This window comes from Roseicyclus salinarum (genome assembly GCF_029624655.1).
Lineage (GTDB): Bacteria > Pseudomonadota > Alphaproteobacteria > Rhodobacterales > Rhodobacteraceae > Roseibacterium > Roseibacterium salinarum.
In genome coordinates this window covers 105,492-132,224 of the sequence record NZ_JARRSA010000003.1, presented here as the reverse complement: position 1 = coordinate 132,224, position 26,733 = coordinate 105,492, and the positions used below count along the sequence as shown (strand labels likewise).

Annotated in this window: 22 protein-coding genes; 13 read left to right on the top strand and 9 right to left on the bottom strand. The window is 71.0% G+C overall.

All coding sequences use genetic code 11. The annotated features are described in order from the left end of the window. Nucleotides 1–46 precede the first annotated feature (46 nt). Nucleotides 47–2,035: an RNA polymerase sigma factor RpoD gene (gene rpoD, locus P6F26_RS03055; RefSeq protein ID WP_278027170.1), complete on the top strand. Its 1,989-nt coding sequence runs from the start codon at nt 47–49 to the stop codon at nt 2,033–2,035. A 102-nt stretch (nt 2,036–2,137) separates the two neighbouring features. Here rpoD and P6F26_RS03050 read toward each other — a convergent pair whose 3' ends face one another. Then, a complete protein-coding gene (locus P6F26_RS03050; protein ID WP_278027169.1) occupies nt 2,138–2,539 on the bottom strand; it encodes a DedA family protein in 402 nt (133 codons plus the stop codon). Nucleotides 2,540–2,547: 8 nt separating this feature from the next. After that, nucleotides 2,548–2,724, bottom strand: coding sequence for a hypothetical protein (locus P6F26_RS03045; RefSeq protein WP_278027168.1), 177 nt, complete (start codon nt 2,722–2,724; stop codon nt 2,548–2,550). A gap of 157 nt (nt 2,725–2,881) precedes the next feature. Between P6F26_RS03045 and P6F26_RS03040 the strand changes: the two genes are divergently transcribed. After that, nucleotides 2,882–3,151 carry an HlyU family transcriptional regulator gene (locus P6F26_RS03040; protein ID WP_278027167.1) on the top strand — a complete coding sequence of 90 codons (270 nt, stop codon included), beginning with the start codon at nt 2,882–2,884 and terminating at the stop codon, nt 3,149–3,151. A gap of 109 nt (nt 3,152–3,260) precedes the next feature. Here P6F26_RS03040 and meaB read toward each other — a convergent pair whose 3' ends face one another. Further along, nucleotides 3,261–4,247, bottom strand: a complete 987-nt coding sequence (gene meaB, locus P6F26_RS03035) for a methylmalonyl Co-A mutase-associated GTPase MeaB (protein WP_278027166.1) — start codon at nt 4,245–4,247, stop codon at nt 3,261–3,263. A 217-nt stretch (nt 4,248–4,464) separates the two neighbouring features. Here meaB and hrpB point away from each other — a divergent pair, with 217 nt between their 5' ends. Further along, nucleotides 4,465–6,888, top strand: a complete 2,424-nt coding sequence (gene hrpB, locus P6F26_RS03030; RefSeq protein WP_278027165.1) for an ATP-dependent helicase HrpB — start codon at nt 4,465–4,467, stop codon at nt 6,886–6,888. 20 nt (nt 6,889–6,908) lie between these two features. On the opposite strand, the gene P6F26_RS03025 is transcribed toward hrpB, so the two are convergent. Genes P6F26_RS03025 through P6F26_RS03015 form a run of 3 tightly spaced genes read right to left on the bottom strand, consistent with a single transcriptional unit; the run spans nt 6,909 to nt 11,508 of the window. Continuing rightward, nucleotides 6,909–7,997, bottom strand: a complete 1,089-nt coding sequence (locus tag P6F26_RS03025; RefSeq protein WP_278027164.1) for a T6SS phospholipase effector Tle1-like catalytic domain-containing protein — start codon at nt 7,995–7,997, stop codon at nt 6,909–6,911. Then, entirely contained in the window at nt 7,984–10,284 is a 2,301-nt protein-coding gene (locus tag P6F26_RS03020; protein ID WP_278027163.1) for a xanthine dehydrogenase family protein molybdopterin-binding subunit, read from the bottom strand. The genes P6F26_RS03025 and P6F26_RS03020 overlap by 14 nt, the downstream gene beginning before the upstream one ends. 42 nt (nt 10,285–10,326) lie before the next feature. Then, complete coding sequence (locus tag P6F26_RS03015) at nt 10,327–11,508, bottom strand: type III PLP-dependent enzyme (protein ID WP_278027162.1); 1,182 nt, start codon at nt 11,506–11,508, stop codon at nt 10,327–10,329. 129 nt (nt 11,509–11,637) lie between these two features. Here P6F26_RS03015 and P6F26_RS03010 point away from each other — a divergent pair, with 129 nt between their 5' ends. Then, nucleotides 11,638–12,069, top strand: a complete 432-nt coding sequence (locus tag P6F26_RS03010; RefSeq protein WP_278027161.1) for an Lrp/AsnC family transcriptional regulator — start codon at nt 11,638–11,640, stop codon at nt 12,067–12,069. Here P6F26_RS03010 and selD read toward each other — a convergent pair. Both selD and truA read right to left on the bottom strand, forming a co-directional pair. Beyond that, entirely contained in the window at nt 12,066–14,261 is a 2,196-nt protein-coding gene (gene selD, locus P6F26_RS03005; protein ID WP_347403029.1) for a selenide, water dikinase SelD, read from the bottom strand. The genes P6F26_RS03010 and selD overlap by 4 nt on opposite strands. After that, the gene (truA, locus tag P6F26_RS03000; protein ID WP_278027160.1) at nt 14,258–15,043 is read right to left on the bottom strand and encodes a tRNA pseudouridine(38-40) synthase TruA; all 786 of its coding nucleotides are present in this window, start codon (nt 15,041–15,043) and stop codon (nt 14,258–14,260) included. Before truA ends, selD begins: the two co-directional genes overlap by 4 nt. A gap of 256 nt (nt 15,044–15,299) precedes the next feature. Here truA and P6F26_RS02995 point away from each other — a divergent pair, with 256 nt between their 5' ends. The 9 genes from P6F26_RS02995 to P6F26_RS02955 all read left to right on the top strand — a co-directional run bounded on the left by P6F26_RS02995 (nt 15,300) and on the right by P6F26_RS02955 (nt 25,893). After that, nucleotides 15,300–16,715 (top strand): YcjX family GTP-binding protein, encoded by a 1,416-nt coding sequence (locus P6F26_RS02995; protein WP_278027159.1) that lies wholly within the window; start codon nt 15,300–15,302, stop codon nt 16,713–16,715. 43 nt (nt 16,716–16,758) lie between these two features. Then, nucleotides 16,759–17,775, top strand: a complete 1,017-nt coding sequence (locus P6F26_RS02990; RefSeq protein ID WP_278027158.1) for a YcjF family protein — start codon at nt 16,759–16,761, stop codon at nt 17,773–17,775. Then, the gene (locus P6F26_RS02985; RefSeq protein WP_278027157.1) at nt 17,765–18,490 is read left to right on the top strand and encodes a gamma-glutamylcyclotransferase; all 726 of its coding nucleotides are present in this window, start codon (nt 17,765–17,767) and stop codon (nt 18,488–18,490) included. Before P6F26_RS02990 ends, P6F26_RS02985 begins: the two co-directional genes overlap by 11 nt. 78 nt (nt 18,491–18,568) lie before the next feature. Further along, complete coding sequence (locus P6F26_RS02980; protein WP_278027156.1) at nt 18,569–19,501, top strand: DMT family transporter; 933 nt, start codon at nt 18,569–18,571, stop codon at nt 19,499–19,501. 57 nt (nt 19,502–19,558) lie between these two features. After that, entirely contained in the window at nt 19,559–20,287 is a 729-nt protein-coding gene (locus tag P6F26_RS02975) for a VIT1/CCC1 transporter family protein (RefSeq protein WP_278027155.1), read from the top strand. 193 nt (nt 20,288–20,480) lie between these two features. After that, a complete protein-coding gene (gene ileS, locus P6F26_RS02970) occupies nt 20,481–23,405 on the top strand; it encodes an isoleucine--tRNA ligase (RefSeq protein ID WP_278027154.1) in 2,925 nt (974 codons plus the stop codon). Nucleotides 23,406–23,592: 187 nt separating this feature from the next. Continuing rightward, complete coding sequence (locus P6F26_RS02965; protein ID WP_278027153.1) at nt 23,593–24,660, top strand: sodium-dependent bicarbonate transport family permease; 1,068 nt, start codon at nt 23,593–23,595, stop codon at nt 24,658–24,660. A gap of 130 nt (nt 24,661–24,790) precedes the next feature. Beyond that, nucleotides 24,791–25,660, top strand: a complete 870-nt coding sequence (gene yghU, locus P6F26_RS02960; RefSeq protein ID WP_278027152.1) for a glutathione-dependent disulfide-bond oxidoreductase — start codon at nt 24,791–24,793, stop codon at nt 25,658–25,660. Further along, complete coding sequence (locus P6F26_RS02955) at nt 25,657–25,893, top strand: DUF3253 domain-containing protein (RefSeq protein ID WP_278027151.1); 237 nt, start codon at nt 25,657–25,659, stop codon at nt 25,891–25,893. Before yghU ends, P6F26_RS02955 begins: the two co-directional genes overlap by 4 nt. Before the next feature lie 23 nt (nt 25,894–25,916). Here the strand turns inward: P6F26_RS02955 and ygfZ are convergent, their stop codons facing one another. After that, nucleotides 25,917–26,684: a CAF17-like 4Fe-4S cluster assembly/insertion protein YgfZ gene (gene ygfZ, locus P6F26_RS02950; RefSeq protein ID WP_278027150.1), complete on the bottom strand. Its 768-nt coding sequence runs from the start codon at nt 26,682–26,684 to the stop codon at nt 25,917–25,919. Between the last annotated feature and the right edge of the window lie 49 nt (nt 26,685–26,733).

Sequence of the window (26,733 nt, the reverse complement as noted above, 5' to 3'; positions counted from 1 at the left end):
GGCCGTTCGGACCGCGAGCCGGGCCCAGCACGAAAGGACAACGCCCATGGCCAAAGACACCGACGATCGCAAGACGGAAGGTGACGAGCCGGAGATCGGGCTCGACATGAGCCAGGCCGCCGTCAAGAAGATGATCGCCGAAGCCAAGGCGCGAGGCTACATAACCTACGACCAGCTGAACAACGTTCTTCCGCCCGAGCAGGTCAGCTCGGAGCAGATCGAGGACGTCATGTCGATGCTCAGCGAAATGGGCATCAACGTGATCGAGGACGACGAGGCCGAAGAGGACGGCGACCAGAAGGGCTCGACCGAAGTCGTCGAGACGTCGTCGAGCCGCGAAGTCGCCGTCGCCGCGAGCGAGACCGAGAAGCTCGACCGCACCGATGACCCGGTGCGGATGTACCTGCGCGAAATGGGTTCGGTCGAGCTTCTGTCGCGCGAGGGCGAGATCGCCATCGCAAAGCGCATCGAGGCCGGCCGCAACACGATGATCGCGGGCCTCTGCGAAAGCCCGCTGACCTTCCAGGCCATCACGATCTGGCGCGAGGAACTTCTCGACGAGGAAATCCTGCTGCGCGACGTGATCGACCTCGACGCCACGTTCGGCCGCTCCATGGGCGAGGACGACGACGAGCCCGTCGTGGCCCCTGTCGCGAACTCCAACGCCGAGCCCGCAGGCCGGTCCAGTGACGGCGAGCCGGAACTCGACGCCGACGGCAATCCGATCGCAAAGGACGACGACGAGGACGAGGACGATCAGGCGAACATGAGCCTCGCGGCCATGGAGGCGGCGCTGAAGCCGCGCGTGCTCGACATCCTCGACCGCATCGCGGACGACTACGTCAAGCTTTCCGAGATGCAGGACAGCCGCATCTCCGCCACGCTGAACGAAGACGACAGCTTTTCCAAGACGGACGAGCAGGTCTACCAGAAGCTCCGCTCCGAGATCGTCGAGCTGGTGAACGAGCTTCACCTGCACAACAACCGGATCGAGGCGCTGATCGACCAGCTCTACGGGATCAACCGCCGGATCATGTCCATCGACAGCGGCATGGTGAAGCTTGCCGACCAGGCGCGCATCAACCGCCGCGAGTTCATCGACGAGTACCGCGGCTACGAGCTCGACCCGACGTGGTGCGAGCGGATGTCCGACAAGGCGGGGCGCGGCTGGCAGTCGCTGATGGAAAAGAACCGCGACAAGGTCGAGGAGCTTCGCGCCGACATGGCGCAGGTGGGCCAGTATGTCGGCCTCGACATCTCCGAATTCCGCCGCATCGTCGCGCAGGTCCAGAAGGGCGAGAAGGAAGCGCGCCAGGCCAAGAAGGAAATGGTCGAGGCAAACCTGCGTCTCGTGATCTCCATCGCCAAGAAATACACCAACCGCGGCTTGCAGTTTCTCGACCTCATCCAGGAGGGGAACATCGGCCTCATGAAGGCGGTGGACAAGTTCGAGTATCGCCGGGGTTACAAGTTCTCGACATACGCCACATGGTGGATCCGGCAGGCGATCACCCGCTCCATCGCCGACCAGGCGCGCACGATCCGCATCCCGGTGCACATGATCGAGACGATCAACAAGCTGGTGCGGACCGGGCGCCAGATGCTCCACGAGATCGGCCGCGAGCCTACGCCCGAGGAGCTGGCCGAAAAGCTGCAGATGCCGCTCGAAAAGGTCCGCAAGGTGATGAAGATCGCCAAGGAGCCGATCTCGCTCGAGACGCCCATCGGCGACGAGGAAGACAGCCAGCTCGGCGATTTCATCGAGGACAAGAACGCGGTCCTGCCGCTCGACAGCGCCATTCAGGAAAACCTGAAGGAGACGACGACGCGCGTCCTGTCGTCGCTGACGCCGCGCGAGGAGCGCGTGCTGCGGATGCGGTTCGGGATCGGCATGAACACCGACCACACGCTCGAGGAAGTCGGCCAGCAGTTCAGCGTCACCCGCGAGCGCATCCGCCAGATCGAGGCGAAGGCGCTGCGCAAGCTGAAGCACCCCAGCCGCTCGCGCAAGCTGCGGAGTTTCCTCGACCAGTAGGCAGCGGGCCTGTCGTCATGTTCGGAATGTCCTGTCCGGCCCCCAGAGAGATCTGCGGGGCCGGTTCTCGTGTCAGGGGCCAAGACCGCGCTTCGGCCCCGGTCACTCGGCGCGCTCGGTCTCGTCGCGCTTTCTCCGATGCCTCCGCCACAGGATGCGCGCCGCCACGAGGGCCACGCCGACAAGCGCCGGCGCGATCAGGGCATGTTCGATACGGTGCAGATCGCCCAGAAGCAGCACGACCGCCTGTCCCAGCAGGTAGCCGAGTGCAACACTGGCCACGCCCCAGACGAGCGCCGAAATGGCCGTAAGCGCGGCATAGGGCACGGTTTTCATGCCCGCTGCCGCCAGCGACAGGGGCCCTGCGGTCCTGAGGCCGGGAATGAACCGGAAGGCCAGCGCCAATAGCGTAAGGTTCCGGGAGAGCCGCGCCACGATCCTCGAGACATGCCTGTGTTCCAGCACCCGCCGCACCCGCGCGCGGTCCTGGTAACGGCGACCCATCGCGTAAATCACGATGTCCGACAGATACCCCCCGCCGCGGCCGCAAGCGCCGCCTCCCAGAAGGCGACATGCTGCTGGTGCGCCATCACGCCCCCGAGGATCGCGACCGTCTCGCCCTCGATCGCGGTCCCCACGAAGACCGCGATCGTGCCGTAGGTGTCGATGAACTGTTCCAGCCACGCCATCGCCGGATCCCCGCGCAATGCAGATCGCCCCAGGGCGTCCCGGCACCGCCATACAGCGCCCGGACGCGGCGTGAAAGCGCGCCCGGACGGGCGCGATGGGTTTCCGGCAGGCCGATATCCCGCTAGGATCCGCCGGTAACGCAAAACGGGGCGAGGCATGTCGATCTTCGGAAAGCTCTTCGGCGGCGGTTCGAAACCGGGCAAGGAGCCCGAGGTCTACAAGGACTTCCGCATCTTTCCCCAACCGCAATCCGCCCCCGGCGGCTTCCGGATCGGGGCGCGGATCGAGAAGGATGTGGACGGAGAGACGAAGGTCCACCAGCTTCTGCGCGCCGACATCATCCAGGGCGCCGAGGAGGCCGAGCATTTCTCGCTCCTCAAGGCCCGCCAGGTCATCGACGAGCAGGGCGAGGCGTTGTTCCGCTAGGCGCGGCGGCCCTTTCCGCCCGCCCGGCGAAGCAGGAACCGCCACGGACGGGGCGATCGCCGCCTGCGCCACGCGCGCCTGTCCCTTTGGCCAGCCCTTTTGAAACGCCTCAGGACGTGGCGCCGCGAAGCTTCGCCACCATCTCCTCCGCCGCCGCGGCCGCCGTCATCCGTCCCTCGGCGACGTCGCGGCCCCGCGCGGCCATCTCGGCGCGGACCGCCGCCTCGGCCAGCGGCCGCAGAAGGCCCGCGCGCACCTCTTCCTCGAACCAGTGCGCCGCCTGCCCGGCGCGCGTCCGGTCCCACCAGCCCTCGGCCTTTCGCCACGCGGCCAGCGCGCGCATCTCGTCCCATGCCGCCTCCAGCCCCGCGCCGGTCGCCGCCGAGACCGGCAACGCCTTGGGAAAGCCCTCGGGGTCCTGCGGGCGCTTGCGCAGAAGCCGCAGCGCGCCCGCGTAGTCGGCCACGGTCCGCGTCGCGCTCGCCCTCAGATCGCCGTCCGCCTTGTTGACGAGGATCAGGTCCGCCATCTCCATTATGCCGCGCTTCACGCCCTGCAATTCGTCGCCCCCCGCGGGCGCCAGAAGCAACACGAAGAGGTCGCACATCTGCGCCACCATCGTCTCGGACTGGCCGACGCCGACCGTCTCGATCAGCACCACGTCGAACCCCGCCGCCTCGCACAGCGCCACCGCCTCGCGGGTCCGGCGCGCCACGCCGCCAAGCTGCGATGCCGCGGGCGAAGGCCGGATGAAGGCGCCCTTCTCGCGGCTCAGCCGTTCCATGCGGGTCTTGTCGCCCAGGATCGACCCGCCGGACCGCGCCGAGGACGGATCCACCGCAAGGACGGCGACGCGCAGGCCCCCCGCCGTCAGCATCATCCCGAAGGCCTCGATGAAGGTGGACTTGCCGACGCCGGGCGTGCCCGAAAGACCGATCCGAAGCGCCTCGCGCCCCGCGCCGCGCAGAGCCTCCATCAGCGCGGTCGCCTCGGCCCGGTGATCGGCGCGCGTGCTTTCGACCAGCGTCACGGCGCGGGCCAGCGCGCGCCTGTCGCCCGCGAGGATCCGGTCTGCGAGCGTTTCGGTCTCGGTCATGGAACCTTCGTCTTTGCCGCCGGGGGCGTCCGTGCCGGTCGCCTCGGCGTCGGAACCCTACTGTCCGACGTGTTTGACCGCATGCCGCCCCGCCTGTCCACCCCGGCCCCGCGTTCGACCGCGCACGCCGGGCGTCCGCAGGCGGGCTTTGGCGGTTGACGGGGCCCTGTGCGGCGTCGATCTATGCGCGGTGCGAAGCAACAGACGGGACCGAGCCTTGGCGCTGCCGATCGAAGAGGTCCTGCCCCGCCTGATCGGGGCGATGGACGCGGAGGGGCGCGCCGTGCTGCAGGCCCCGCCGGGCGCGGGCAAGACGACGCGCGTTCCGCTCGCCCTGCTCGAGGCGGGCGCGGAGGGCCGCATCCTCGTCCTCGAGCCGCGCCGCCTCGCCGCCCGAGCGGCGGCCGAGCGCATGGCCGAGACGCTGGGCGAGGACTGCGGGCAGACCGTGGGCTACCGCATCCGCGGCGAGGCGCGCGTGTCGAAGGGCACCCGCATCGAGGTCGTGACCGAAGGCATCCTGACCCGAATGCTGCAGGACGCGCCCGACCTGCCGGGTGTCGGCACCGTCATCTTCGACGAATTCCACGAACGCGCGCTGAACGCCGACCTCGGCCTCGCGCTGGCGTGGGAGGCGCGCGGCGCGCTCAGGCCCGATCTGCGCATTCTCGTGATGTCCGCGACGCTCGACGCCGCGCCCGTGGCCGCGATGCTCGACGACGCGCCGTTGATCTCGTCGGACGGCCGCGCCTGGCCGGTCGAGACGCGATGGCTCGACCGCGCGCTGCCGCCCGGCGCGCGCTGGGAGGACGCGATGGCGGACCTCGTGCTGCGCGCCGTCACCGAGGCCGAGGGCGGATGCCTCTGCTTCCTGCCGGGCGAGGGAGAGATCCGGCGGATCGCCGCGCGCCTCGCCCCGCGCCTGCCCGAGGGCATCCACCTGCGCACGCTCTATGGCGCGATGCCGTTCCGGGAACAGCGCGCCGCCATCCGTCCCGAGGCGCAGGGACGCAAGCTGGTGCTCGCGACCTCCATCGCCGAGACGTCGCTGACGATCGAGGATGTGCGCATCGTCGTCGATGCGGGCCGCGCCCGGCGCGCGCGTTTCGATCCCGGCACGGGGATGAGCCGGCTCGTTACCGAACCGGTCAGCCGCGCCGAGGCCGACCAGCGCCGTGGCCGCGCGGGGCGCGTCGCGCCAGGGGTGTGCTACCGGCTCTGGGCGCGCGGGCAGGAGGGGGCCCTGCCCGCCTTCCCGCCCGCCGAGATCGAGGCGGCGGACCTTGCCTCGCTCGCGCTTGAGCTGGCCCAGTGGGGCGGTCCCGGCGACGGTGCGGAGGGGTTGCGCTTCCTCACGCCGCCGCCCGAGGGCGCGCTGGCCGAAGCGCGGACGCTTCTGGCCGAGCTTGGCGCGCTTGACGGCGCGGGGCGGATCACCGCGCATGGCCGCGACCTCGTGCGCCTGCCGCTGCATCCGCGCCTTGGCCACCTCCTGCGGCGCGGCGGGCCGGGGGCGGCGCGCCTCGCGGCCCTTCTGGCCGAACGCGACCCCCTGCGCGGCGCGGGCGCGGACCTCGGCCAGAGGCTCGCGGCGCTGGACGACCCGACGCGCCACGGCGCCGATCCGGGCATCGTGGCCCGCATCCGCGAGGAAACGCGGCGCCTGTCGCGCCACGAGGCGGGCACGCCGCTTTCCGTGGGCGGGCGGGCCGCGCTTGCCTATCCCGACCGGGTGGCGCTGCGCCGGCCCGGCGACGCGCCACGCTACCTGCTGTCGGGCGGCAGCGGCGCGATCCTGCCCGAAGGCGACCCGCTGGCGCAGGAGCGGCTTCTGGTGGCGACCGACCTCGACGGCGACCGGCGCGAGGCGCGGGTGCGCATCGCCGCGCGCCTCGACGAGGCCGACCTGCGCGCGCTGTTCTCCGACCGGATCGCGTGGCGCAGGACCTGCCGCTGGTCGCGCCGCGCCGCCCGCGTCGAGGCGCGCGAGCAGGAGACGTTCGGCGCGCTCGTCCTTGCCGACCGCCGCTGGAGCGATCCACCGGGCGAGGCCGTGGGCGCCGCGCTGGCCGAGGGCATCCGCGACCTCGGTCTGGACGCCCTCGGCTGGAGCAGGCGGGCGCGCCTCCTGCGCAGGCGCATCGCCTTCGCGGGCGTCGCCGATATGTCGGACGAGGCGCTTCTCGGCACGCTGGAGGACTGGGCGCTGCCCTTCCTGGAAGGCATCCGCGACGCGGGCGGCCTGTCCCGCTTCGACCCGCACGACGCGCTTAGGGCACATGCCGGCTGGGACGGGATGCAGGAGGTCGACCGCCTCGCGCCTGAACACTGGGAGACCCCGCTGGGCAGGCGGCTGGCCATCGACTACGGCGGCGAGACGCCGGAAATCTCGGTGCGCCTGCAGGAAGTCCTCGGCGAGACGACGCATCCGGTCATCGGCCGCGACCGCCTTGCGATCCGCCTTGTCCTGCTGTCGCCCGCGCAGCGCCCGATCCAGGTGACGACCGACCTGCCCGGCTTCTGGGCCGGCTCCTACGCCGAGGTGCGCAAGGAGATGCGGGCGCGCTACCCCAGGCATCCCTGGCCCGAGGACCCCACGCAGGCCGATCCCACTCTCCGCGCGAAGCCGCGGGGCGCCTGACCCCGCCAGCCCCGACCGCGTCAGGCGGGTGCTGCCGGATGCGCGGCGGGACGTGGCGCCGGAAGCCTGATGCCGCGCGCCGCCGCGACGCCGCGCGCGGTCGGGTGGATCAGCTCGGAGGGATCGCGCCCGACCTTGCGGGCATGGCGGAAGACGAACATCCGCCCCATGCCGTGGGTCGTGCCGACGGACGGCGCGCCGGGATCGGTGATGTAGCGCATCCGCCACAGCGGCGGCAGCGGCAGCCCCGCCGCCTCGGCCTCGCCCAGCATCCAGACCAGCGGGATGTTCGCCAGCGGACGGGCCGCGTTGAAGCCTTCGAGCTGCCCGCCGACGTCGCCATGCGATCCGCGGAACCACATCTGCTGGACCGCGCGCGACGAAGCCGCCTCGTCGGGGACGTTCCACAGAAGCGGCGCGTAGACGTCGCGGCGCTCGTCGAGGGCGAGCGCGTGGCGCGCCACGCGGGTCGAGGGCCCCAGCGCGTCGGAATGGTAGGGGTGCGGCAGCGGCATGAAGCGCCAGAGGACCGGCCACCTGACGCCAAGCGCGCGCACCGTGTCATAGGCCCCGAGGAAGTCCACGGGAACCTGCATGTGGCAGCGCGCGGCCTTCAGCGCCCGCGCTTCCACGCTGTCGGGCGCCTCGCGGTAGAGCCTGTAGACCCGGTCGAGCGTCTCCTCGTCGATCTGCGCGGGCCGCAGCAGGCCCATCCTGTCGATCAGCCCGGCGAGGGAGCGCACGGCGTAGGCGCCGCGCGAATAGCCCATCAGCACGATGCGGTCGCCCGGCGCATAGTTCCGCGCGAGGAACAGGTAGGCCCGGCGGATCTGCCGGTTCAGACCGATCCCCGCGATCACCTCATGGGCGCGCCTGAGGCCGCGCCACTGGATGCCCGGCTCGTAATAGAGGGTCAGCTGCGCGCTTGCCGGCAGCTCGGACAGCAGCCTGTAGGTCAGGCCGATGTTTGTCTCGCGCCCCCGCAGGAGCGAGGACATCGTGCCGTCGAGAAGAACGACATGGGTATGCGTCGGGCGAACCTGCGGCAGGCACGGGGTCCGCGACCGGTACCCCGCGATCCGTGTCCAGAGGCCCCTACTCCGCCGCAACCCTCCGCTCTCCCTCGTTCAGCATCGCCCAGACGCGCGACGGCGTGAAGGGCATGTCGACCTGGCGGATGCCAAGGTCCCACAGCGCGTCCTGCACGGCATTCGCCACGGCGGCGAGCGCGCCGACAGTCCCGGCCTCTCCGCAGCCCTTCATGCCGAGCGGGTTCATGATCGACGGCACGGGCTCGGTGTAGAACGCGACGAAGGGCGTATCGGTTGCACGGGGCATTCCGTAATCCATGAAGCTCGCCGTCAGAAGCTGCCCGGTCTCGTCGTAGACCACGCGCTCCGAGATGGCCTGCCCGATGCCCTGCGCGACACCGCCATGGACCTGCCCCTCGGCCAGCATCGGGTTCATGAGGTTTCCGAAGTCGTCCACCACCGTGTAGCGCACCACCCGCGTCTCGCCGGTGTCGCGGTCGATCTCGACCTCGGCGACGTGACAGCCGTTGGGATAGGACCGGCCGGGCAGCGTCGTGGTCCTTGTCACCTTGGTGAGTTCCGCCTTGCCGGCCGCGCGGGCCTTTTCGGCAGCCTCCAGCAGCGTGACGACGACGTTGGAGCCGGGGGCGCGGAACACGCCCTCCTCCGCGTCGAAGGACACGTCGCGCGCATCGAGGTCGTCCGACAGGAACTCGGTCAGCCCGCCGATCAGCGCGTCGCCGGTGGCGCGCATGGCCGTGCCCTGAACCGTGACCGAGCGAGAGCCGCCGGTGCCGCCCCCCGTCTTGATCAGGTCGCTGTCGCCCTGCACCACCTCGATCTTGTCGAGCGGAAGACCCGTCTGGTCGTTCAGGAGCTGGGCAAAGACCGTCTCGTGGCCCTGCCCGTTCGACTGGGTGCCGACATAAACCTTCGCGCCGTCCCCGGTCAGCTCGATCGTCGCCGTCTCGTCGGGCGAGCCGAGGATCGACTCGATGTAATAGCAGATGCCCAGCCCCCGCAGCCGACCCTGCGCGAAGGATCCGGCGCGCCGGTCCTCGAACCCGGCGATGTCGGCCTCGACGACGGCGCGGTCGAGCAGCTTGGGGAAGTTGCCCACGTCGTAAAGCTCGCCCGTGGCGGACTTGTAGGGAAACTGCTCGGGCTTGATGAAGTTCTTGCGCCGCAGCTCCACCGGGTCGACGCCCAGCTCCCGCGCGGCGAAGTCGATGGCGCGCTCCAGCGCGTAGATCGCCTCGGGGCGGCCAGCGCCGCGGTAGGCGTCGACCTGCGTGGTGTTGGTGTAGACGCCGCGGTTGCGGAAGAAGACGTTCTGCACGTCGTAGGTGCCGGTCAGGACCTTGGCGAAGAGCGCCGACTGTATGTTCTGCCCGAACTGCGAGTTGTAGGCCCCGAGGTTGGACAGGCTGTCGACGTGATAGGCCGTCAGCCTGTAGTCTGCGTCGAAGCCCAGCGTGCAGGTCACGTCGAGGTCGCGGCCGGCATTGTCCGACAGCATCGATTCAGACCGGTCGCCCATCCAGTGCACGGGCCGGTCCAGCTCGCGCGCGGCGAGCGCCACGAGGAAATGCTCGGGGTAGCGCATCGACTTCATGCCGAAGCCGCCACCGACGTCGGGATTGGTCACGCGCACATCGTCCTCGCCCAGCCCGAACCACGCCACGAGGTCGTCCTTGTGACCCCAGACGCCCTGCCCGTTGATCGCGACGTGCAGCCGCCCGTCCTCCAGCTCGGCGAAGCAGCCCCGCGGCTCGAGGCTGTTGACGATGATGCGGTTGTCGTGCGTCGTCAGCGTGACGACATGGGCCGAGCCCTTCAGCGCCGCGTCCGTCGCCTCTTCGTCGCCGTGCGCCCACTCGTAGGCCACGTTGTCGGGAGCCTCGGCGTGGACGGTCGCGCCGCCGGGCGCGATGTCCAGCTTCACGGCAAGATCGTCGATCTCGACCTCGATCAGCTCGGCGGCGTCGCGCGCCTGCTCCAGCGTCTCGGCCACGACGAAGGCCACGGGTTCGCCGACGTGGCGCACGCGCCCCTCGGCGAGGATCGGGCGCACCGGCGCCGCGCCCTTGGTGCCGTCTCGGTTCGGCACGATCGAGCCCTTCATCGAGTTCTTCATGCCCTTCTCCGCGAGATCGGCGGCGGTGTAGACCGCGACCACGCCCGGCGCGTCCCGCGCCTCGTCGGCGTCGAGCGTGGTGATCTCGCCATGCGCCATCGTGCTGCGCAGAACGTAGGCGCGAAGGCTGCCCTGCGGCGCCTGGTCGTCGATATAGCGGCCGTGGCCGGTCAGAAAGCGCGTGTCCTCGAGCCGCTTCACCGGTTGGCTGGAGCCGAATTTCGTCATGTCCCGCATCCCTGTCTGCACGAAGATCCTGTCGTGCGGACCTTAGGCGCGGCTGCGGCGGTGTCCAGTGCGAACATGGTCCTCACCAAGGCTGCGGACGGTGGCGAGGCGCAATCCGCCATAGCCGTTGAAGCGCGTGACGGTCGCGGTGGAATACGCGCCCATGCCGTGCAGCAGAAGGTAGTCGTCCGGCGCGAGGTCCGAGGGAAGCGGCACGGCCCCCGGTATCCGGTCGAGGCTGTCGCAGGTCGGCCCCCAGAGCGTGCGCGCCACCGGCGCCCCGCTGCGCGGAGCGCCCTTCGGCGAGACGACGTCGATGCGGTCGGTCATGCCCATCAGCGGCTGTTCGGCCAGCGCGCCGTAGATGCCGTCGTTGAGATAGACGTGGGTGCCGTTCCGGATGGACTTGACCCGCACGGCAAGCGAGACCGCCTCGGCCACCATGGCGCGCCCGGGCTCGCACAGTAGCGCCGGGGCCGAGGTGCCGAAGGCCGCGCGGACGGCGCCCGAGATGGCGTCGAATATCGCGCCGAGGCCCGGGCGGTCGCCCTTCATCCGCCGCGAGGGAAATCCGCCGCCCACGTTCAGCCGCGCCAGCGTCACGCCCGAGGCGCGGGCGATGCGCGCGGCCGCGGCGACATAGGCGGCCCATGCCTCGGGATCGGTGCATTGCGTGCCGGGGTGGAAGGTCAGCGAGGGCACGAAGCCCGCCGCCGCCGCCTGCGCCAGAAGGACCGAGGCGGCCTCGGGCGGCGCGCCGAACTTCGCGCCGAAGTCGTAGGCCGCGCCCGCCACAGGCAGCTTGAAGCGGACCGCAACCTCCGTGCCCCGCGGCAGGCCCGCGGCGATCAGCTTGTCCAGCTCGTCCGGGTCGTCCACCGAAAAGCTGGCGACGCCGTGTTCCCGCGCCATGGCGATCTCGGCGGTGGAGCGGACGGGGTTGTTGTAGTGCAGCGCGGCCTCGCCCAGAAGACCGCGCACCAGCGCGATCTCGGCCGGCGACGCGACGTCAAAGGCGGTGACGCCCGCGCGTGCGAGGTTTTCGAGCACCGCCTCCGATGGGTTGGCCTTGACCGCGTAGGTGACGAGACCGGGAAACCCCTCGATGAACGCCCGCGCCGTGGCGTGCAGCACCTCGGGCGACAAAAACAGGACCGGGTCGTCGGGCACCTCGGCCTGAAGGAAGGCGAGTGGCGTGGGGTGAAACGGCCGGGCAATCGTCATGCGCGCTGTTCTCCGGTTGAGCCTGCTCTGAAGATCAGGATGCCGCGCTGTTCCGGCGGTTTCATTGGTCACTTTGGATGAATTGCGGTATTGTTTGGTTAAAATGACGAAATAACGAGCAAGGTGATCATGGACGACACGGATCGCGACATCCTGAGGCTTCTGGCCGGCGACGCGCGGATGTCGGTCTCGGTCATGGCCCGGCGGCTGGGGCTTGCACGATCGACGCTTCAGGCCCGCCTCGAGCGGCTGGAGGCCACCGGCGTGATCGAGGGCTACACCGTCCGGCTGGGCCAGTCTGCGCGGGCGGGGCGCATCCGCGCCTCGGTGCTCCTGACGATCGAGCCGCGCGCCCAGCCCGGCGTCCTCGGCCGCCTGCGCGCCATCGAGGCGGTCGAGCGCATCAACACCACCTCGGGCCGCGTCGACCTGTTGCTGGAGGTCGCAGCCGAGACGACGGCGGCCCTCGATGCGGTCCTCGACCGGATCGGGGGGATCGACGGCGTGAAGGGCTCGGAAAGCCTCATCCACCTCTCGACGAAACTCGACCGGACGCTCTAGGCGCCGTTCTGCAGGAATTCCAGCCGTCCAGGCCGGTCCGTGACGGTGCCGATCCGCACGGCGGGAAAGCCAAGGCCGCGCAGCGCGCCGACCAGCGCCCCGGCGCGCCCGGACGGAACCGCCGCCAGAAGCCCGCCCGCCGTCTGCGGGTCGAACACCAGATCGCCCCGCGGCGTCGCCGGCGCCGAGACGACCGCCTCGAGCGCCGCGCGGTTCTGCGCGGACAGCGTCGAGCGGATCCCGCGCGCGGCCAGATCCTCCGCTCCCGACAGAAGCGGCAGCGCCGCCAGCGAGACCTCGGCGCCCGCGCCGGAGGCCGCGCAGATGTTCCACAGATGCCCCGCCAGCCCGAAGCCCGTCACGTCCGTCATCGCGCGCGCCTCGCCCGCCAGCGCGCGCGCCGCCGTCCCCTGCGGCGTCGACATCGCCTCCCAGCAGGCGACCACGTCCCCGCCGCGCGCCCTGCCCTGCATCTCGGCCGCAAGGATCACCCCCGATCCAAGCGCCTTCGTCACGATCAGCGCATCGCCGGGCCGCGCGCCCTTCAGCGTCACCGGCGACGCGCCCGCAAGGCCCGTCACCGCGAAGCCCACCGTCAGCTCGGCCCCCATGGACGAATGGCCGCCCAGCACCGCCGCGCCCTCGGCCTCGAAGACATCGGCCGCCGCGGTCATGACCTCCTCCAGCCACGGCCCCTGCAGGCGCGCGGCCATGCGCGGCAGGATCACCGTCGCAAGCGCCGATTGCGGCGCGGCGCCCATCGCCCAGACGTCGCCCAGCGCATGGATCGCCGACACTCGCGCCACCAGCGCGGGGTCAAGGGCGAAGGCGCGCAGATGGTCCGTCGACACGACCTGCCGCGTCGCGCCGAAGCGCAGGACGGCGGCGTCGTCGCCGGGCAGGCGTTCCGCGTCGTCGCGGACCGCGCCCGGCGCCCCCGCGATCACGCCCGACAACGCCCCCGCGCCCAGCTTCGCCCCGCAGCCCCCGCAGGGCGCGGGACCCGACAGCTCGGCCGCGACGCCCTCCGCGGCGTTCCGCGGCAGGGACGGGCGCTCCATCGCCGGAAGGTCGCGCAGCCGCTCCATGAACCGCGCGTCGATCGCATCCTTCAAGCGCCAGAGCGCCGGGCCCGACAGCGCAAGCCCCGCCTTCTCGGCCACCGCAGCCCTGCCGCCCGTGGACACCAGCTTGAGGAAGTCGCGCTGCGGGCGGAAGGCCTTGCGCTGGCGTCCCGTCAGGTCGGCCGCGATGTTGTAGGCAAGAACCGGCGCGGCCCGCACCGCGTAGACCCCGGCCTTGGCATGCGGGGCCGGCCGGAAATGCGCGCAGTCGCCGACGGCGTAGACGCGCGCGTCCGTGACCGAACGCAGGTGACTGTCGGTGACGACGTGCCCGCCCTCGGTCTCCAGCCCGGTCTCCTCCAGCCAGCCCTGCGCCCGCGCGCCCGCCGCGCCGATCGTCACGTCGGCGGCGACGCGGCGCCCGCTTTCGAGCAGGACCGCGTCGCGCGTGACCTCCGCCGGCGGGTCGCCCTCGACCATTGCGACGCCCCACGCCTCCAGCGCCGCCAGAAGCCGCCGCCGCGCCGCCGGCGACACGCCGCCAAGGACGCGATCGCGGTCGACCAGCGTGATCCCCGCCTCCCGGCCCAGCCCGCGCAGCCGGTGCGCGCAGGCCATGGCAAGCTCGGCCCCCGCCACGCCGCCGCCCAGCACGGCCACCGCCAGCGGCCCGGCGCCGCGCGCGACCTCGGCCCAGAGGTCCGCGAAGCGCCCCAGCGGCTTCGCGGCCAGCCCATGCGCGGCGAACCCCGGCAGCGCGGGCATGTCGGACGTGATCCCGACGTCGAGCGACACGATGTCGTAGGCCAGCCTGCGGCCCGAGGCGAGCGTCACCGCCCGCGCCTCGCGGTCGAGGGCCACGGCCCTTCCCTCGACGAAGCGCGCGCCCGCGAACCGCGCCAGCCGCACCAGGTCGATGTCCAGCTCCTCCCGCCGGTAGTGCCCCGCGATGAAGCCCGGAAGCATCCCCGTATAGGGCGCGGTCGGCCCGGGGTTGACCAGCGTGAGACGCGCGCCGGGCACCGGCCGCATCCCCCAGCGCCGCAGCAAGAGCGCGTGCGCGTGCCCGCCGCCCACCAGCAGAACCTCCCGCACGATCGGGGCCGCGGATCCCGCCTCCTGCATCATGTCCCGCTCCATCCATGCTCGAACGGGTCCCGCGGATAGCCCACGCCGGTCAGGCACAGCCCGTCAGGCGGGGCGACCGGCCCGCAGGCGGCGCGGTCTCGTGCGGCGAGCGCCTCGGCGACGCGGCCGGGCGGCCAGGCCCCCGCGCCGACCCGCTCCAGCGTGCCCACGATCGAACGGACCTGGTTGTGCAGGAAGGACCGCGCGGCGAGGTGGAACAGGATCTCGGTGCCATGCGGAAGCGGCGCCGTCTCGACCTCCAGCCGATCAAGCGTCTTCACAGGGCTCTTCGCCTGACAGATCGAGGCGCGGAACGTGGTGAAGTCGTGCCGCCCCAGGAGATGCGCCGCCGCCTCGCGCATCGCCCCCGCATCGAGCGCGCCCCGGACGTGCCACGCCTGTCCGGCCCGCAGGACGAGGGGCGCGCGGCGGCAGATCACGCGATAGGTGTAGCGCCGCTCGACCGCCGAGAAGCGCGCGTGCCAGTCGCCCTCCACCCGCGCGCAGGCGACGACGGCGACGGGCGCGGGCTTGAGGTGCCAGTTCAACGCCTCGGCCAGGCGGAACGGCTCCCAGTCCCGCGCGAGGTCGGCCTGCGCCACCTGCCCGGTCGCGTGCACGCCCGCGTCGGTCCGACCCGCCGCCGCGACCGAGGGCACCCCCGCCTCCAGCGCGCCCAGCGCGGCCTCCAGCGCCCCCTGTACGGATGGCTGGTCGGCCTGCCGCTGCCACCCGGCGAAGGGGCGTCCGTCATATTCGAGCGTCAGGGCATAGCGCGGCATGGTGTCCGGCTACCCGATGAACGCGGGCGGAGCAATGCGCCACCCCAACTCACCCGCCCCTCCTTCATCCTTGCAAAAAACTCCCGCGCGGAGCGCACCGGCGCCGTCAAGGGGTCCGTGGACCCCGCAGACGGCGCCTCGCCGGGCGGCGGCGCAGCCGGCGCAACATCTCCGGGTCTGGCGAGCGCCGTCCGGAGTGCCTATGCTCTGGCGCAAGGCCGGACGTCGGCCCGAGGCAGGAAAAGGGCGCCGGCGCTTGGTCATCGACAGGATTGCGGACAGGCTGGGGCGCGGGGTCGAGAGCGTGGCGTCCTCCTTCGGCGAGGCGTTCCTCGAACCCGTCTTGCGCCTCGGCGTCACCGGGCTCGCGCGGTCGGGCAAGACCGTCTTCATCACCTCGCTCGTGGCCAACCTGCTCGAACGCGGCCGGATGCCGGGGCTCGAGGCCGCGCGCTCGGGCCGGATCGAGGGCGCCTTCCTCCAGCCGCAGCCCGACGACACGGTTCCGCGCTTCGCGTTCGAGGATCACCTTGCCGCCATGACCGGACCCGACCCGCGCTGGCCCGAAAGCACCCGCGCCGTGTCCGAGCTTCGCCTGTCGCTCCGGGTGCGGCCCTCGGGGCTTCTGGGCAGCGTCTCGGGCCCGCGCACCGTGCATCTCGACATCGTGGACTACCCTGGCGAGTGGCTTCTGGACCTCGCGCTGCTCGACCAGGACTTCGAGGCGTGGTCGCGCAAGGCCCTCGCGCGGGCCGAAACGCGACGCGACGGGATCGCCGCGCCGTTCTTCGCAGCGCTCGCCGGCACAGACCCAGGGGCGAAGCTCGACGAGCCCGCTGCCGCGGCGCTCGCCCGCGGCTGGACCGCCTATCTCGCCGCGGCGCGCGAGGCGGGCCTGAGCGATTGCACGCCCGGCCGCTTCCTGCTTCCCGGAGACCTCGAGGGCTCCCCCGCGCTGACCTTCGCGCCGCTGCCGCCCGGCCCCGCGCCGCGCGGCTCGCTCGGCCGCGAATTCGCCCGCCGCTACGAGGCCTACAAGGCACAGGTCGTCAAACCCTTCTTCCGCGCGCATTTCGCCCGGGTCGACCGGCAGGTGGTCCTGGTCGACGCGCTCGGCGCGATCCATGCGGGCCCGCAGGCGCTGGAGGACCTCCGCCAGGCGATGGCCGCGATCCTCGGCGCCTTCCGGCCGGGGCGGAACACCTTTCTGAGCGCGATCCTCGGCCGCCGCGTGGACCGCATCCTCTTCGCCGCGACGAAGGCCGACCACCTGCATCACGAACAGCACGGACGGCTTCAGGCCGTGATCGAGGCGCTCCTGGGCGAGGCGCGGCGCAAGGCCGACTTCCACGGCGCCACGACCCGCGCCATGGCCATCGCCAGCCTGCGCGCCACGGTGGAGGAGACGCGGCACGTCCACGGGGCGGACGTGGGCCTCGTGCGCGGCAGGCTCCTCGAGGACGGCCGGCAGGCTGCGCTGCATCCGGGCGACCTGCCCGAGGATCCCTCGGTCCTGCTCGCGCCCGCGCGGGAGGGCGCGGAGAAATGGCTGTCGGGCGACTTCGGCGTCATGCGCTTCGCGCCCTCGCCCATGTCGCTGCGTTCGGGCGACGGGCCGCCGCATATCCGCCTCGACCGCGCCGCCGAATTCCTCTTCGGAGACAGGCTGTGACGGTCCTCGGCGCCATGACGCGCGGCGCGCGCGGGAGGCGGCCATGAGCGGCCGCAAGGGACCCGTCCTGATCGAGATAGACGAGGCGGCGGACGAGGGGCCGTCGCCCTCCGCCGCGCCGCCCGTGGACGACCGTGGTCCCGGGCCCGAGGGCCACGCCATGCAGGTGGTCGCCACGCTTGGCCGCAAGCGGCGCGGCTCGGGCCTCGTGAGATGGTTCTGGGGCGCGCTGCTGGCGCTTCTGGGGTTCGTTCTGTCGCTCGCGGCGTGGGACTTCGCGACGGGCCTTCTGGCCGCCCGCCCGGTTCTTGGCTGGATCGCGACGGGGCTGATCGGGCTGGTTCTCGTCACGCTCCTGGCCGTCGCGCTGCGGGAGCTGGCGGCGTTTTCGCGGCTGGGCCGCCTCGATGCCATCCACCGCGACGCGCAGGCCGCGCTGAGCGCCGAGGATCTCGGGGCCGCGCGCGGCGTCGTGGAGCGCATCGGCGCGCTCTACCGGGAGCGTCCCGAGCTGCGGCTGGCGCAGGAGGAGCTGTCGCGGCGCCGCGACGAGCTGTTCGACGCCGAGGGCCTCTTCGCGCTGACCGAGGCGCGGTTGCTCGCGCCGCTCGACCGGGCGGCCACGCGCGAGGTCGAGGCGGCGGCGCGGCAGGTGGCGACGGTCACGGCGCTGGTGCCGCTCGCCTTCGCGGACGTCATCGCGGCGCTGACTGCGAACCTGCGCATGATCCGCCGCATCGCCGAGATCTACGGCGGCAGGTCGGGCGCGCTGGGGGCATGGCGGCTGACGCGCGCGGTGATGACGCACCTCGTCGCCACGGGCGCGGTGGCGGTGGGTGACGACCTGATCGGCTCGGTCGCCGGCGGCTCCGTCCTGTCGCGGGTGTCCCGCCGCTTCGGCGAGGGTATCGTGAACGGCGCGCTGACCGCGAGGGTCGGCGTGGCGGCCATGGAGGTATGCCGTCCGCTGCCCTTCGGACCGGGACGGCGGCCCTCCGTGACATCGCTCGTGCGCCGGTCGCTGACCGGGCTTTTCGGAAGGAACGTAGATGAGGCCTGATCCATTCCGGCACCACCCCAACCTGCGCGAGAAGGTCAAACCCTTCGAGACCTCGTTCTTCCGCACGATCAGCACCGCGAAGGTCTGCGAGACCATGACCGCGCGGGGCATTCCGATTACGTTTCCCTTCCATTCCGACGAAACGCGCGAGGCGATCCGGGCCGAGGCGCTGGCGGGCCACGAGGGCGACCTTCTGGTCTTCGCCTACGGGTCGCTGATCTGGGATCCGGCGCTCGACTTCGCCGAGGTGCGCCGCGCCCGCGCGCCGCATCACGCGCGGCGGTTCATTCTGGTGGACAGATACGGCGGGCGCGGCACGGAGGCCGCTCCGGGCCTCATGGCCGCGCTCGACGACGGCGACGGCTGCGACGGCCTCGTCTTCCGCATCGAGGCCGCGAAGGTCGAGGCCGAAACCGAGATCCTGTTCCGGCGCGAGATGATCGGGCCGGGCTACCTGCCGCGCTTCGTGCCGGTGATCGCGGACGGCCAGGAAGGCCCCGCGCTGACCTTCCTCGCCGACCACGACGATCCCATGATGGAGCCGGGGATCACGCGGGCCGAACAGATCCGCTACCTGGCGACGGGCGAGGGGTTTCTGGGCACCAGCGCGGACTATCTGCGCAACGTCGTCTCACACCTGCACGAGATGGCGATCCCCGACCCCGACCTCGACGCGCTTCTGGCCGAGGCCGAGGCCGAGATCGCGCGGGCCTGACGCGCGGGCCGCGCGCCGGGTCCGTTCCGGCCGCGTTTCCCCCTGACATCGCCCGTGATCCGTGCGACAGCATCCGCCATGAGCCGCCCCGCCGCACTCCGCATCCATGTCGATCGCCCGCTTCTGGGGATCGTGCTGATGCTTGGCTTCTGCACCACGGTGCCCTTCGCCGACGCGCTGGCGAAGATACTCGGCGAGGGCTACCCGCTCATGCAGCTCATCCTCGTGCGCTTCGCCACGCAGGCGATCGTGCTTCTGCCGCTGGCCCTCTGGCTGCGCCAGCCGCTGTTCCCCAGCGCGCGCATCGCGCGGCTGACCGTGATCCGCACCTTCCTGCAGATGGCGGGCATCGGCCTGATGTTCGCGGCCCTGCGCTACCTGCCGCTGGCCGAGGCCGTGGCCATCGCTTTCGTCATGCCCTTCATCATGCTTCTGCTGGGCTGGTTCTACCTCGGCGAGGAGGTCGGGCCGCGCCGTCTCGGCGCCTGCGCGGTGGGTTTCGTGGGCACGCTCATGGTCGTCCAGCCGAGCTTCGCCGAGGTGGGGCTGCCCGCCCTCCTGCCTCTGGGCGTCGCGGTGATCTTCGCGCTCTTCATGCTGGTGACGCGCCAGATCGCGCGCGAGATCGACCCCGTGGCGCTGCAGGGCGCGATGTCGGTCGTGGCCCTGCCCATTCTCGTGCCGCTGATCTTCCTGCCCGCCGGCGGAGAGCTGGCGCTCGTGGGGTGGGTGGCGCCTTCGGGGGCGGACATCGCGCTTTTCGTGGCGCTCGGCCTCACGGGATCGGCCGCGCATCTCCTGATGACCTGGGCGCTGCGCTTCGCGCCCTCCGCAACGCTCGCGCCGATGCAGTATCTCGAGATCCCCATCGCCACCCTCGTGGGCTTCGCCGTCTTCGGCGACCTGCCCGACGGGCTGGCGGCGGCGGGCATCGTCGTGACCATCGCCGCGGGCCTCTACATCGTGGTGCGCGAGCGGGCGATCTCGCGCGCTGCGCCGCCGGCGGCGTGATCCCGCGCTTGATCTGACGCAAGGCGGAGACCGGCCCATCCGGCGCAGTCTCGCGCCATGAACGACGCCCCAGCCACGCCCGAGCACGGGCACAGCCAATCCGAGGTCGAGGCGCGGATCGGCGCGCCCAACGGCCACGGCTACCTGCGCGACACGGTCTACGGCGCGATCGACGGGGCGGTGACGACCTTCGCCATCGTGGCGGGCGTGGCTGGCGCGGGCCTGTCGCCCTTCGTCGTGCTCGCGCTCGGCATCGCCAACGTGCTGGCCGACGGCCTGTCGATGGCCGCAAGCAACTATTCCGGCACCAAGGCCGAACGCGACGACGCCCGGCGCCTGGCGGAGGTGGAGCGGCGCCACCTCGACGTGGACCCGGACGGCGAGCGGCGCGAGATCCGGGAGATCCTGCGCCAGAAGGGCCTCGAGGGCACGGTGCTGGAGGAGGCGACGGACCAGATCGCGGTCAAACGCGAGGCGGCTGTGCGGCTGATGCTGACCGACGAATACGGCCTCGCGCCGCTGGAGCCGAGCCCGCTGCGCGGTGCGCTGGCCACCTTCGCGGCCTTCCTCGTCGCGGGCTTCGTGCCGCTTCTGCCGTTCCTGTTCGGCGTGCAGGACGCCTTCCGCCTGTCGGCGGTCATGACCGGGGTGACGTTCTTCCTCATCGGCGCGGCCAAGTCGCTCTGGTCGCTCAGCGCATGGTGGCGATCGGGCCTCGAGACGCTGGCGATCGGCGGTTCGGCGGCCGCCGTGGCCTATGCCGTGGGCACCTTCTTCGCGGTCTGAGGGCCTTTACCCCGCGCCACCCCGCGCCTATACCCTCGCCCCATGACGCGCAGCTTCGCCATCGTCATTCGAATTATCTGCCCGGCGCCCTGATCCATCGGACGCCGGGACAAGGTGCTTGAGCATTCGCACCGCCCTGATATTCCCCCGCCCGACACGGGCATTCAACGAGACGAGCCAGGGAGCACGAACCATGTGCGCCGACGAGACCGCGAGCGTGGACTACAAGGACACGCTGAACCTTCCCAAGACCGACTTCCCGATGCGCGCGGGCCTGCCCAAGCGCGAGCCCGAGTGGCTCGCCCGCTGGGAGGAGATCGGCGTCTACGACCGCCTGCGCGAGAAGGCCGGCGCGGCCGAAAAGGCCAGGGCGCCCTTCACGCTGCATGACGGCCCTCCCTATGCGAACGGCAACCTCCACATCGGCCATGCGCTGAACAAGACGATCAAGGACATCATCGTGCGCTCGCACCAGATGATGGGCCATGACGCGCGCTACGTTCCCGGCTGGGACTGCCACGGCCTGCCGATCGAGTGGAAGATCGAGCAGCAGTATCGCGAGAAGGGGCAGGACAAGGACGCCGTCGACGTCGTCGAGTTCCGCCAGGAATGCCGCCGCTTCGCCGAGCACTGGATCGACGTCCAGCGCGAGGAGTTCAAGCGCCTCGGCATCACCGGCAACTGGGCCGATCCCTACCTCACGATGGACTTCCACGCCGAGCGGGTGATCGCCGAGGAATTCATGAAGTTCCTCATGAACGGCTCGCTCTACCAGGGCTCGAAGCCGGTGATGTGGTCGCCGGTCGAGAAGACCGCGCTCGCCGAGGCGGAGGTGGAATACCACGACCGGCAGACCGACGCCGTGTGGGTGCCGTTCGATGTGGTCGCGGGCGCATCCGGCGACTTGGAAGACGCCAGGGTCGTCATCTGGACGACCACCCCGTGGACGCTGCCCCAGAACCGCGCGATCTGCTTCGGCCCCGGCATCGCCTACGGTCTCTACGAGGTCACGGACACGCCGGACGAGTGCTGGGCCGCGAAGGGCGACCGCTACCTCATCGCCGACGCGCTGGCCGACGAGGCGTTCGGCGCGATGCGGCTGGAGCCGTCGATGTACCGCCGCCTTCGCGACGTGACGCCCGACGAGCTTGCCGCGCTGACCTGCGCCCATCCTCTTCGCGGCGCCGAGGGCGCAGGGGCCGAGTGGGACTACGACGTGCCGCTCTTCCCGGGCGATCACGTCACCGACGACGCGGGCACGGGCTTCGTCCACACCGCGCCGTCCCACGGCGACGACGACTACGAGATCGGGCGCAAGCACGGCCTGCCGATGACCCACAACATCCTCGACGACTCGTCCTTCCGCGAGGGCCTGCCCTTCTTCGCGGGCGAGCGGATCATCCGCGAGAACGGCAAGCCCGGAAACGCCAACAAGGCGGTGATCGACAAGCTGGTCGAGCTTGGCGAGCTGCTGGCGCGCCGCCGCATCACCATCTCCGACGCGCATTCCTGGCGCTCGAAGGCCCCGGTGATCCGCCTGAACCGCCCGCAATGGTTCGCGGCGATCGACGTCCCCCTCGGCGACGGGCAGGACGCGCACGGGCGCACGATCCGCGAGCGCGCGCTCAAGTCGATCAACGAACTGGTGAAGTTCACGCCCGTCTCCGGCCAGAACCGCCTGCGCTCGATGATGGAGACGCGGCCCGACTGGGTGCTGTCGCGCCAGCGCGCGTGGGGCGTGCCCCTCACCTGCTTCGTGAAGATCGGCGCGAAGCCGGGCGACGCGGACTTCCTCCTGCGCGACCCCGCCGTCAACGCACGCATCCTCGAGGCCTTCGAGGCCGAGGGCGCGGATGCGTGGTACAAGCAAGGCGCCAAGGCGCGGTTCCTCGCAAACGACCACGACCCCGAGGCCTACGAGCAGGTCTTCGACATCCTCGACGTCTGGTTCGATAGCGGATCGACCCACGCCTTCGTCCTGCGGGACCGCCCCGACGGCACCGAGGACGGCATCGCGGATGTCTACATGGAAGGCACCGACCAGCATCGCGGCTGGTTCCACTCGTCTCTCCTGCAGGCCTGCGGGACCATCGGGCGGGCACCCTACCGCAACGTGGTGACGCACGGCTTCACGCTCGACGAGAAGGGCATGAAGATGTCCAAGTCGATCGGCAACACGGTCGTCCCCCAGGAGGTCGTGGACCAGTATGGCGCGGACATCCTGCGGCTGTGGGTGGCGCAGGCGGATTATACCGCCGACCAGCGGATCGGTCCCGAGATCCTGAAGGGCACCGCCGACAGCTACCGCCGTCTGCGCAACACGATGCGCTTCATGCTGGGGTCGCTGTCGGACTTCACCGAGGCCGACCGGGTCGAGCCTGCGGAGATGCCCGAGCTGGAACGCTGGGTCCTGCATCGCCTCGCCGAGCTGGACGCGCATGTGCGCGAGGGCTACCGCACCTTCGATTTCCAGGGCGTGTTCCAGGCCGTGTTCCAGTTCGCGACCACGGACCTGTCGGCCTTCTACTTCGACGTGCGCAAGGACGTGCTCTATTGCGACGGCGACACGGCCCGGAGGCGCGCGGCGCGCACCGTGCTCGACCTTCTGTTCCACCGGCTGACGACATGGCTTGCGCCGATCCTCGTCTTCACGATGGAAGAGGTCTGGCTGGAGCGGTTTCCCGGCGATGCGTCCTCCGTCCATCTTCAGGACATCCCCCAGACGCCCGCGGAATGGCGCGACGAGGCGCTGGCGGCGAAATGGGCGCGGGTTCGCACGGCCCGGCGCGTCGTGACCGCGGCGCTGGAGGTCCAGCGTCGCGAAAAGGTCATCGGCGCCTCGCTCGAGGCGGCACCGCTCCTGCAGGTCGCGGACCCCGAACTGGCGGAGATCCTCAAGGGTGTCGCGATGGACGACATCTGCATCACCTCGGACCTCACCATCATGGAGGGCGAGCCGCAGGACGACGCCTTCCGCCTCGACGATCCGGGCATAGGAATGGTATTCCATCGCGCGGATGGCGAGAAGTGCCAGCGCTGCTGGAAGATCCTGCCCGACGTGGGAAGCCATGCGCATCCCGGCGTCTGCAAGCGCTGCGACGAGGCGCTTGACGGCTGAACGACAAGGCGCGCGCCGGCGATCGGCGCGCGCGCCTCGCCCGCCCCGTTCGGGCGGGCGCGCGACGGCCCGCGCCGAGGTCAAGAGACGTTCTGTTTAAAGGAACGAAAACCTGCAAAACTTCTATTTTTCTTCGGTCCACAGATAAGCCAGATCCTCCGGCAGAGCAGCCAGAGGAGCGCGCGCCATGGAATTCGCGACCGAAATCGCCACGACGATCGTGGCCCAGCTTCAGAAACCGACGCTGGCCTTCCTGATCGGGGGCATGATGCTGGCCGCGCTCGGCAGCCGGATCGAGGTGCCCGAGCCGGTCTACAAGTTCATCGTCATGCTTCTTCTCCTGAAGGTCGGCCTCGGCGCCGGCATCTCGGTGCGCGAGGCCGACCTCGCCGCGCTGGCCGTGCCCGCCGTCCTCGCCGCGATCGTGGGCGTGGTCATCGTCCTCGGCGGGCGGGCGACGCTGGCGCGGTGGCGCGGGGTGTCGGAGATGGACGGCATGGCCACAGCGGGCCTTTTCGGCGCCGTCTCGGCCTCGACGCTGGCGGCCGGCATGGCGATGCTCGACGCCGAGGGGATCGCATACGAGGGGTTCATCGGCGCGCTCTACCCGTTCATGGACATCGCCGCGCTCGTCACCGCGATCGTGCTCGCGCGGATGTCGGCCGAGCGCAGGGCCGCCAGGACCGTCCAGGGCGGCGGCGCCGCGACGATGACGCTTGGCGGCGGGCGGGACGCGGGCGGCGGCGGCCTCGACGGGGACCTCGTGAAGACGATCCTCGTGGACACTGCGCGCAGCCCGGCGATCTCGGCGCTGCTTCTCGGGCTTGCCATCGGCATACTCGGACGGCCCGAAAGCGTCTACGCGGGCTTCTACGAACCGCTGTTCCGGGGGCTTCTGTCCGTCCTGATGCTGGTGATGGGCATCGAGGCATGGCAGCGGCTGTCCGAGCTGCGGAAGGTCGCCCACGCCTATGTCCTCTACGGCATCGCGGCGCCGCTGGTGCACGGGCTGATCGGCTTCGGCGCGGGGATGGTGGCCCATCACCTCACCGGCTTCTCCGCGGGCGGCGTGGTCCTGCTGTCGGTGATGGCGGCGTCGAGCTCGGACATCTCGGGCCCGCCCACCCTGCGCGGCGCCCTGCCCGAGGCGAACCCCTCGGCCTATGTGGGGACCTCGACGGGCCTGGGAACGCCCGTGGCGATCCTGTCGATCCCGCTCTGGATCGCGCTTGCGGGCGCCGTGATCGGGGTCTGACCGGCGCGGCAGGCCGGGGCGGGTGTGCCCACGGCCCCTGCCCTGTGCGCTGGCGAACAGGTGCGCCGCCTTGGGATTTGCCGGGCGGCGCCCTAGGTGAAAGGCCAAGCGGACAGAACGGAGTATCGTCATGAGCGGAAACGGTGACTACACGCCCCCCAGGGTCTGGACGTGGGAGAAGGACGAGGGGGGCACCTGGGGCAGCCTCAATCGCCCCATCGCCGGGCCGACGCACGAGAAGGAGCTGCCGGTGGGTCGGCATCCCTTCCAGCTCTACAGCCTCGCGACGCCGAACGGCGTGAAGGTCACGGTGATGTTCGAAGAGCTGCTCGCCGCAGGCCACGACGCGGAATACGACGCGTGGCTGATACGGATCGCGGACGGCGACCAGTTCGGATCGGGCTTCGTGAAGCTCAACCCCAACTCCAAGATCCCCGCCCTTCTGGACCGTAGCGGCGACCGGCAGGTCCGGGTGTTCGAATCGGGCGCGATCCTGCTGCACCTCGCCGAGAAGTTCGGCGCGTTCCTCGGCCGCCCCGGGGACCGGCCCGAGCTTCTGTCATGGCTGATGTGGCAGATGGGCGCCGCGCCCTATCTCGGCGGCGGCTTCGGCCATTTCTACGCCTACGCCCCCGAGAAGATGGAATACCCGATCAACCGCTTCGCGATGGAGACCAAGCGCCAGCTCGACGTGCTGAACCGGCATCTCGAGGGGCGGACATGGATGGTGGGCGACGAGATGACGATCGCCGACATCGCGATCTGTCCATGGTATGGCCGCATGGTGATGGGCGAGGGCTACAACGCGGGCGAGTTCCTGTCCGTGCATGAATACACCAACGTCATCGCCTGGGCCGAGCGGTTCTTCGACCGGCCCGCCGTGAAGCGCGGGCGCATGGTCAACCGCACCTATGGCGACCCGGCCAATCAGCTGTGGGAACGCCACGACGCGAGCGACTTCGAGACGAAGACGCAGGACAAGGTGCAGGCGGCCGAGTGATCCCGGACGACGCGCGGATCGCCGAGGTCCTGATGGACATGGCCGAGCGGAGGGGCGTGAGCAAAAGCTTCTGCCCCTCCGAGGCGGCGCGGGCGTTGTCGGACGACTGGCGCCCCCTGATGCCCGCGATCCGCCGCGTCGCCGCTTCGCTTCCGCTGGCGGCCACGCAAGGGGGCCGGCGCGTGGATGCGGTGCGAACGCGGGGCCCGATCAGGCTCTGCCTCGCGCGCTGACAGGCCGGCACGACGCCCCGCGCTCAGGCCGGGACAGCCCCGCTCCACGTCACGACCGCATCGCCCGCGCGCAGGGCTCCGCCCGCCCGGTCGAACCGCAGGTAGGCCAGCGCAAGGCCGCCCGAGCGCGTGTGAAGCGTGCCGACGATGCGCCCGCCCTCGTCCTCGATCGCGGTTCCGGGCGCGGCGTCGCCCGCCACCGTCACGGTGACGAGGCCCTTTCGAAGCTCGGTCTTGTGCTTCATCCGCGCCGTCACCTCCTGCCCGACGTAACAGCCCTTGCGATGATCGACGCCGTGCAGGCGGTCGAACCCCATCTCGAGGATGAAACTGTCGTTGGGGATCAGCTCCTGCCCCGTCTCGGGAATGCAGGCCGCGATGCGGATCGCGTCCCAGTCGATGCGGGGCTCGCCGCCCTCGATCCCGTAGCCGCGCCAGCCGAGCGCGGGATGCCGCGGGTCGGGCCACGCGCCCTCGGGCGCATCGCCTAGACCGCGTGCGACGGGCAGGCCGCTGTCCTCGATCGTCACGTCGGCACGAAGCCTGTACATCGCCAGCCGCTGCGCCAGCCCCTGCGCGAGATCGGACTTCACGTCGAGCAGGATGTCCTCGCCCCGGTTGAGCAGGAAGAAATCGGCAAGATACTTGCCCTGCGGCGTCAGCATCGCCGACCATGCCAGGCCGGTCCCGGCGGGGCCCACGTCGCGCGTGACGAGCCCGTGCAGAAACTTCTCCCGCGCGCTCCCCGAGATGCTCAGAACCGTGCGGCCCTCCGCCCGTTCGCCGTCCATGTTCACCTCCAAGAAACCATTGCTCCACAATTAATCATGGATCCGCCCA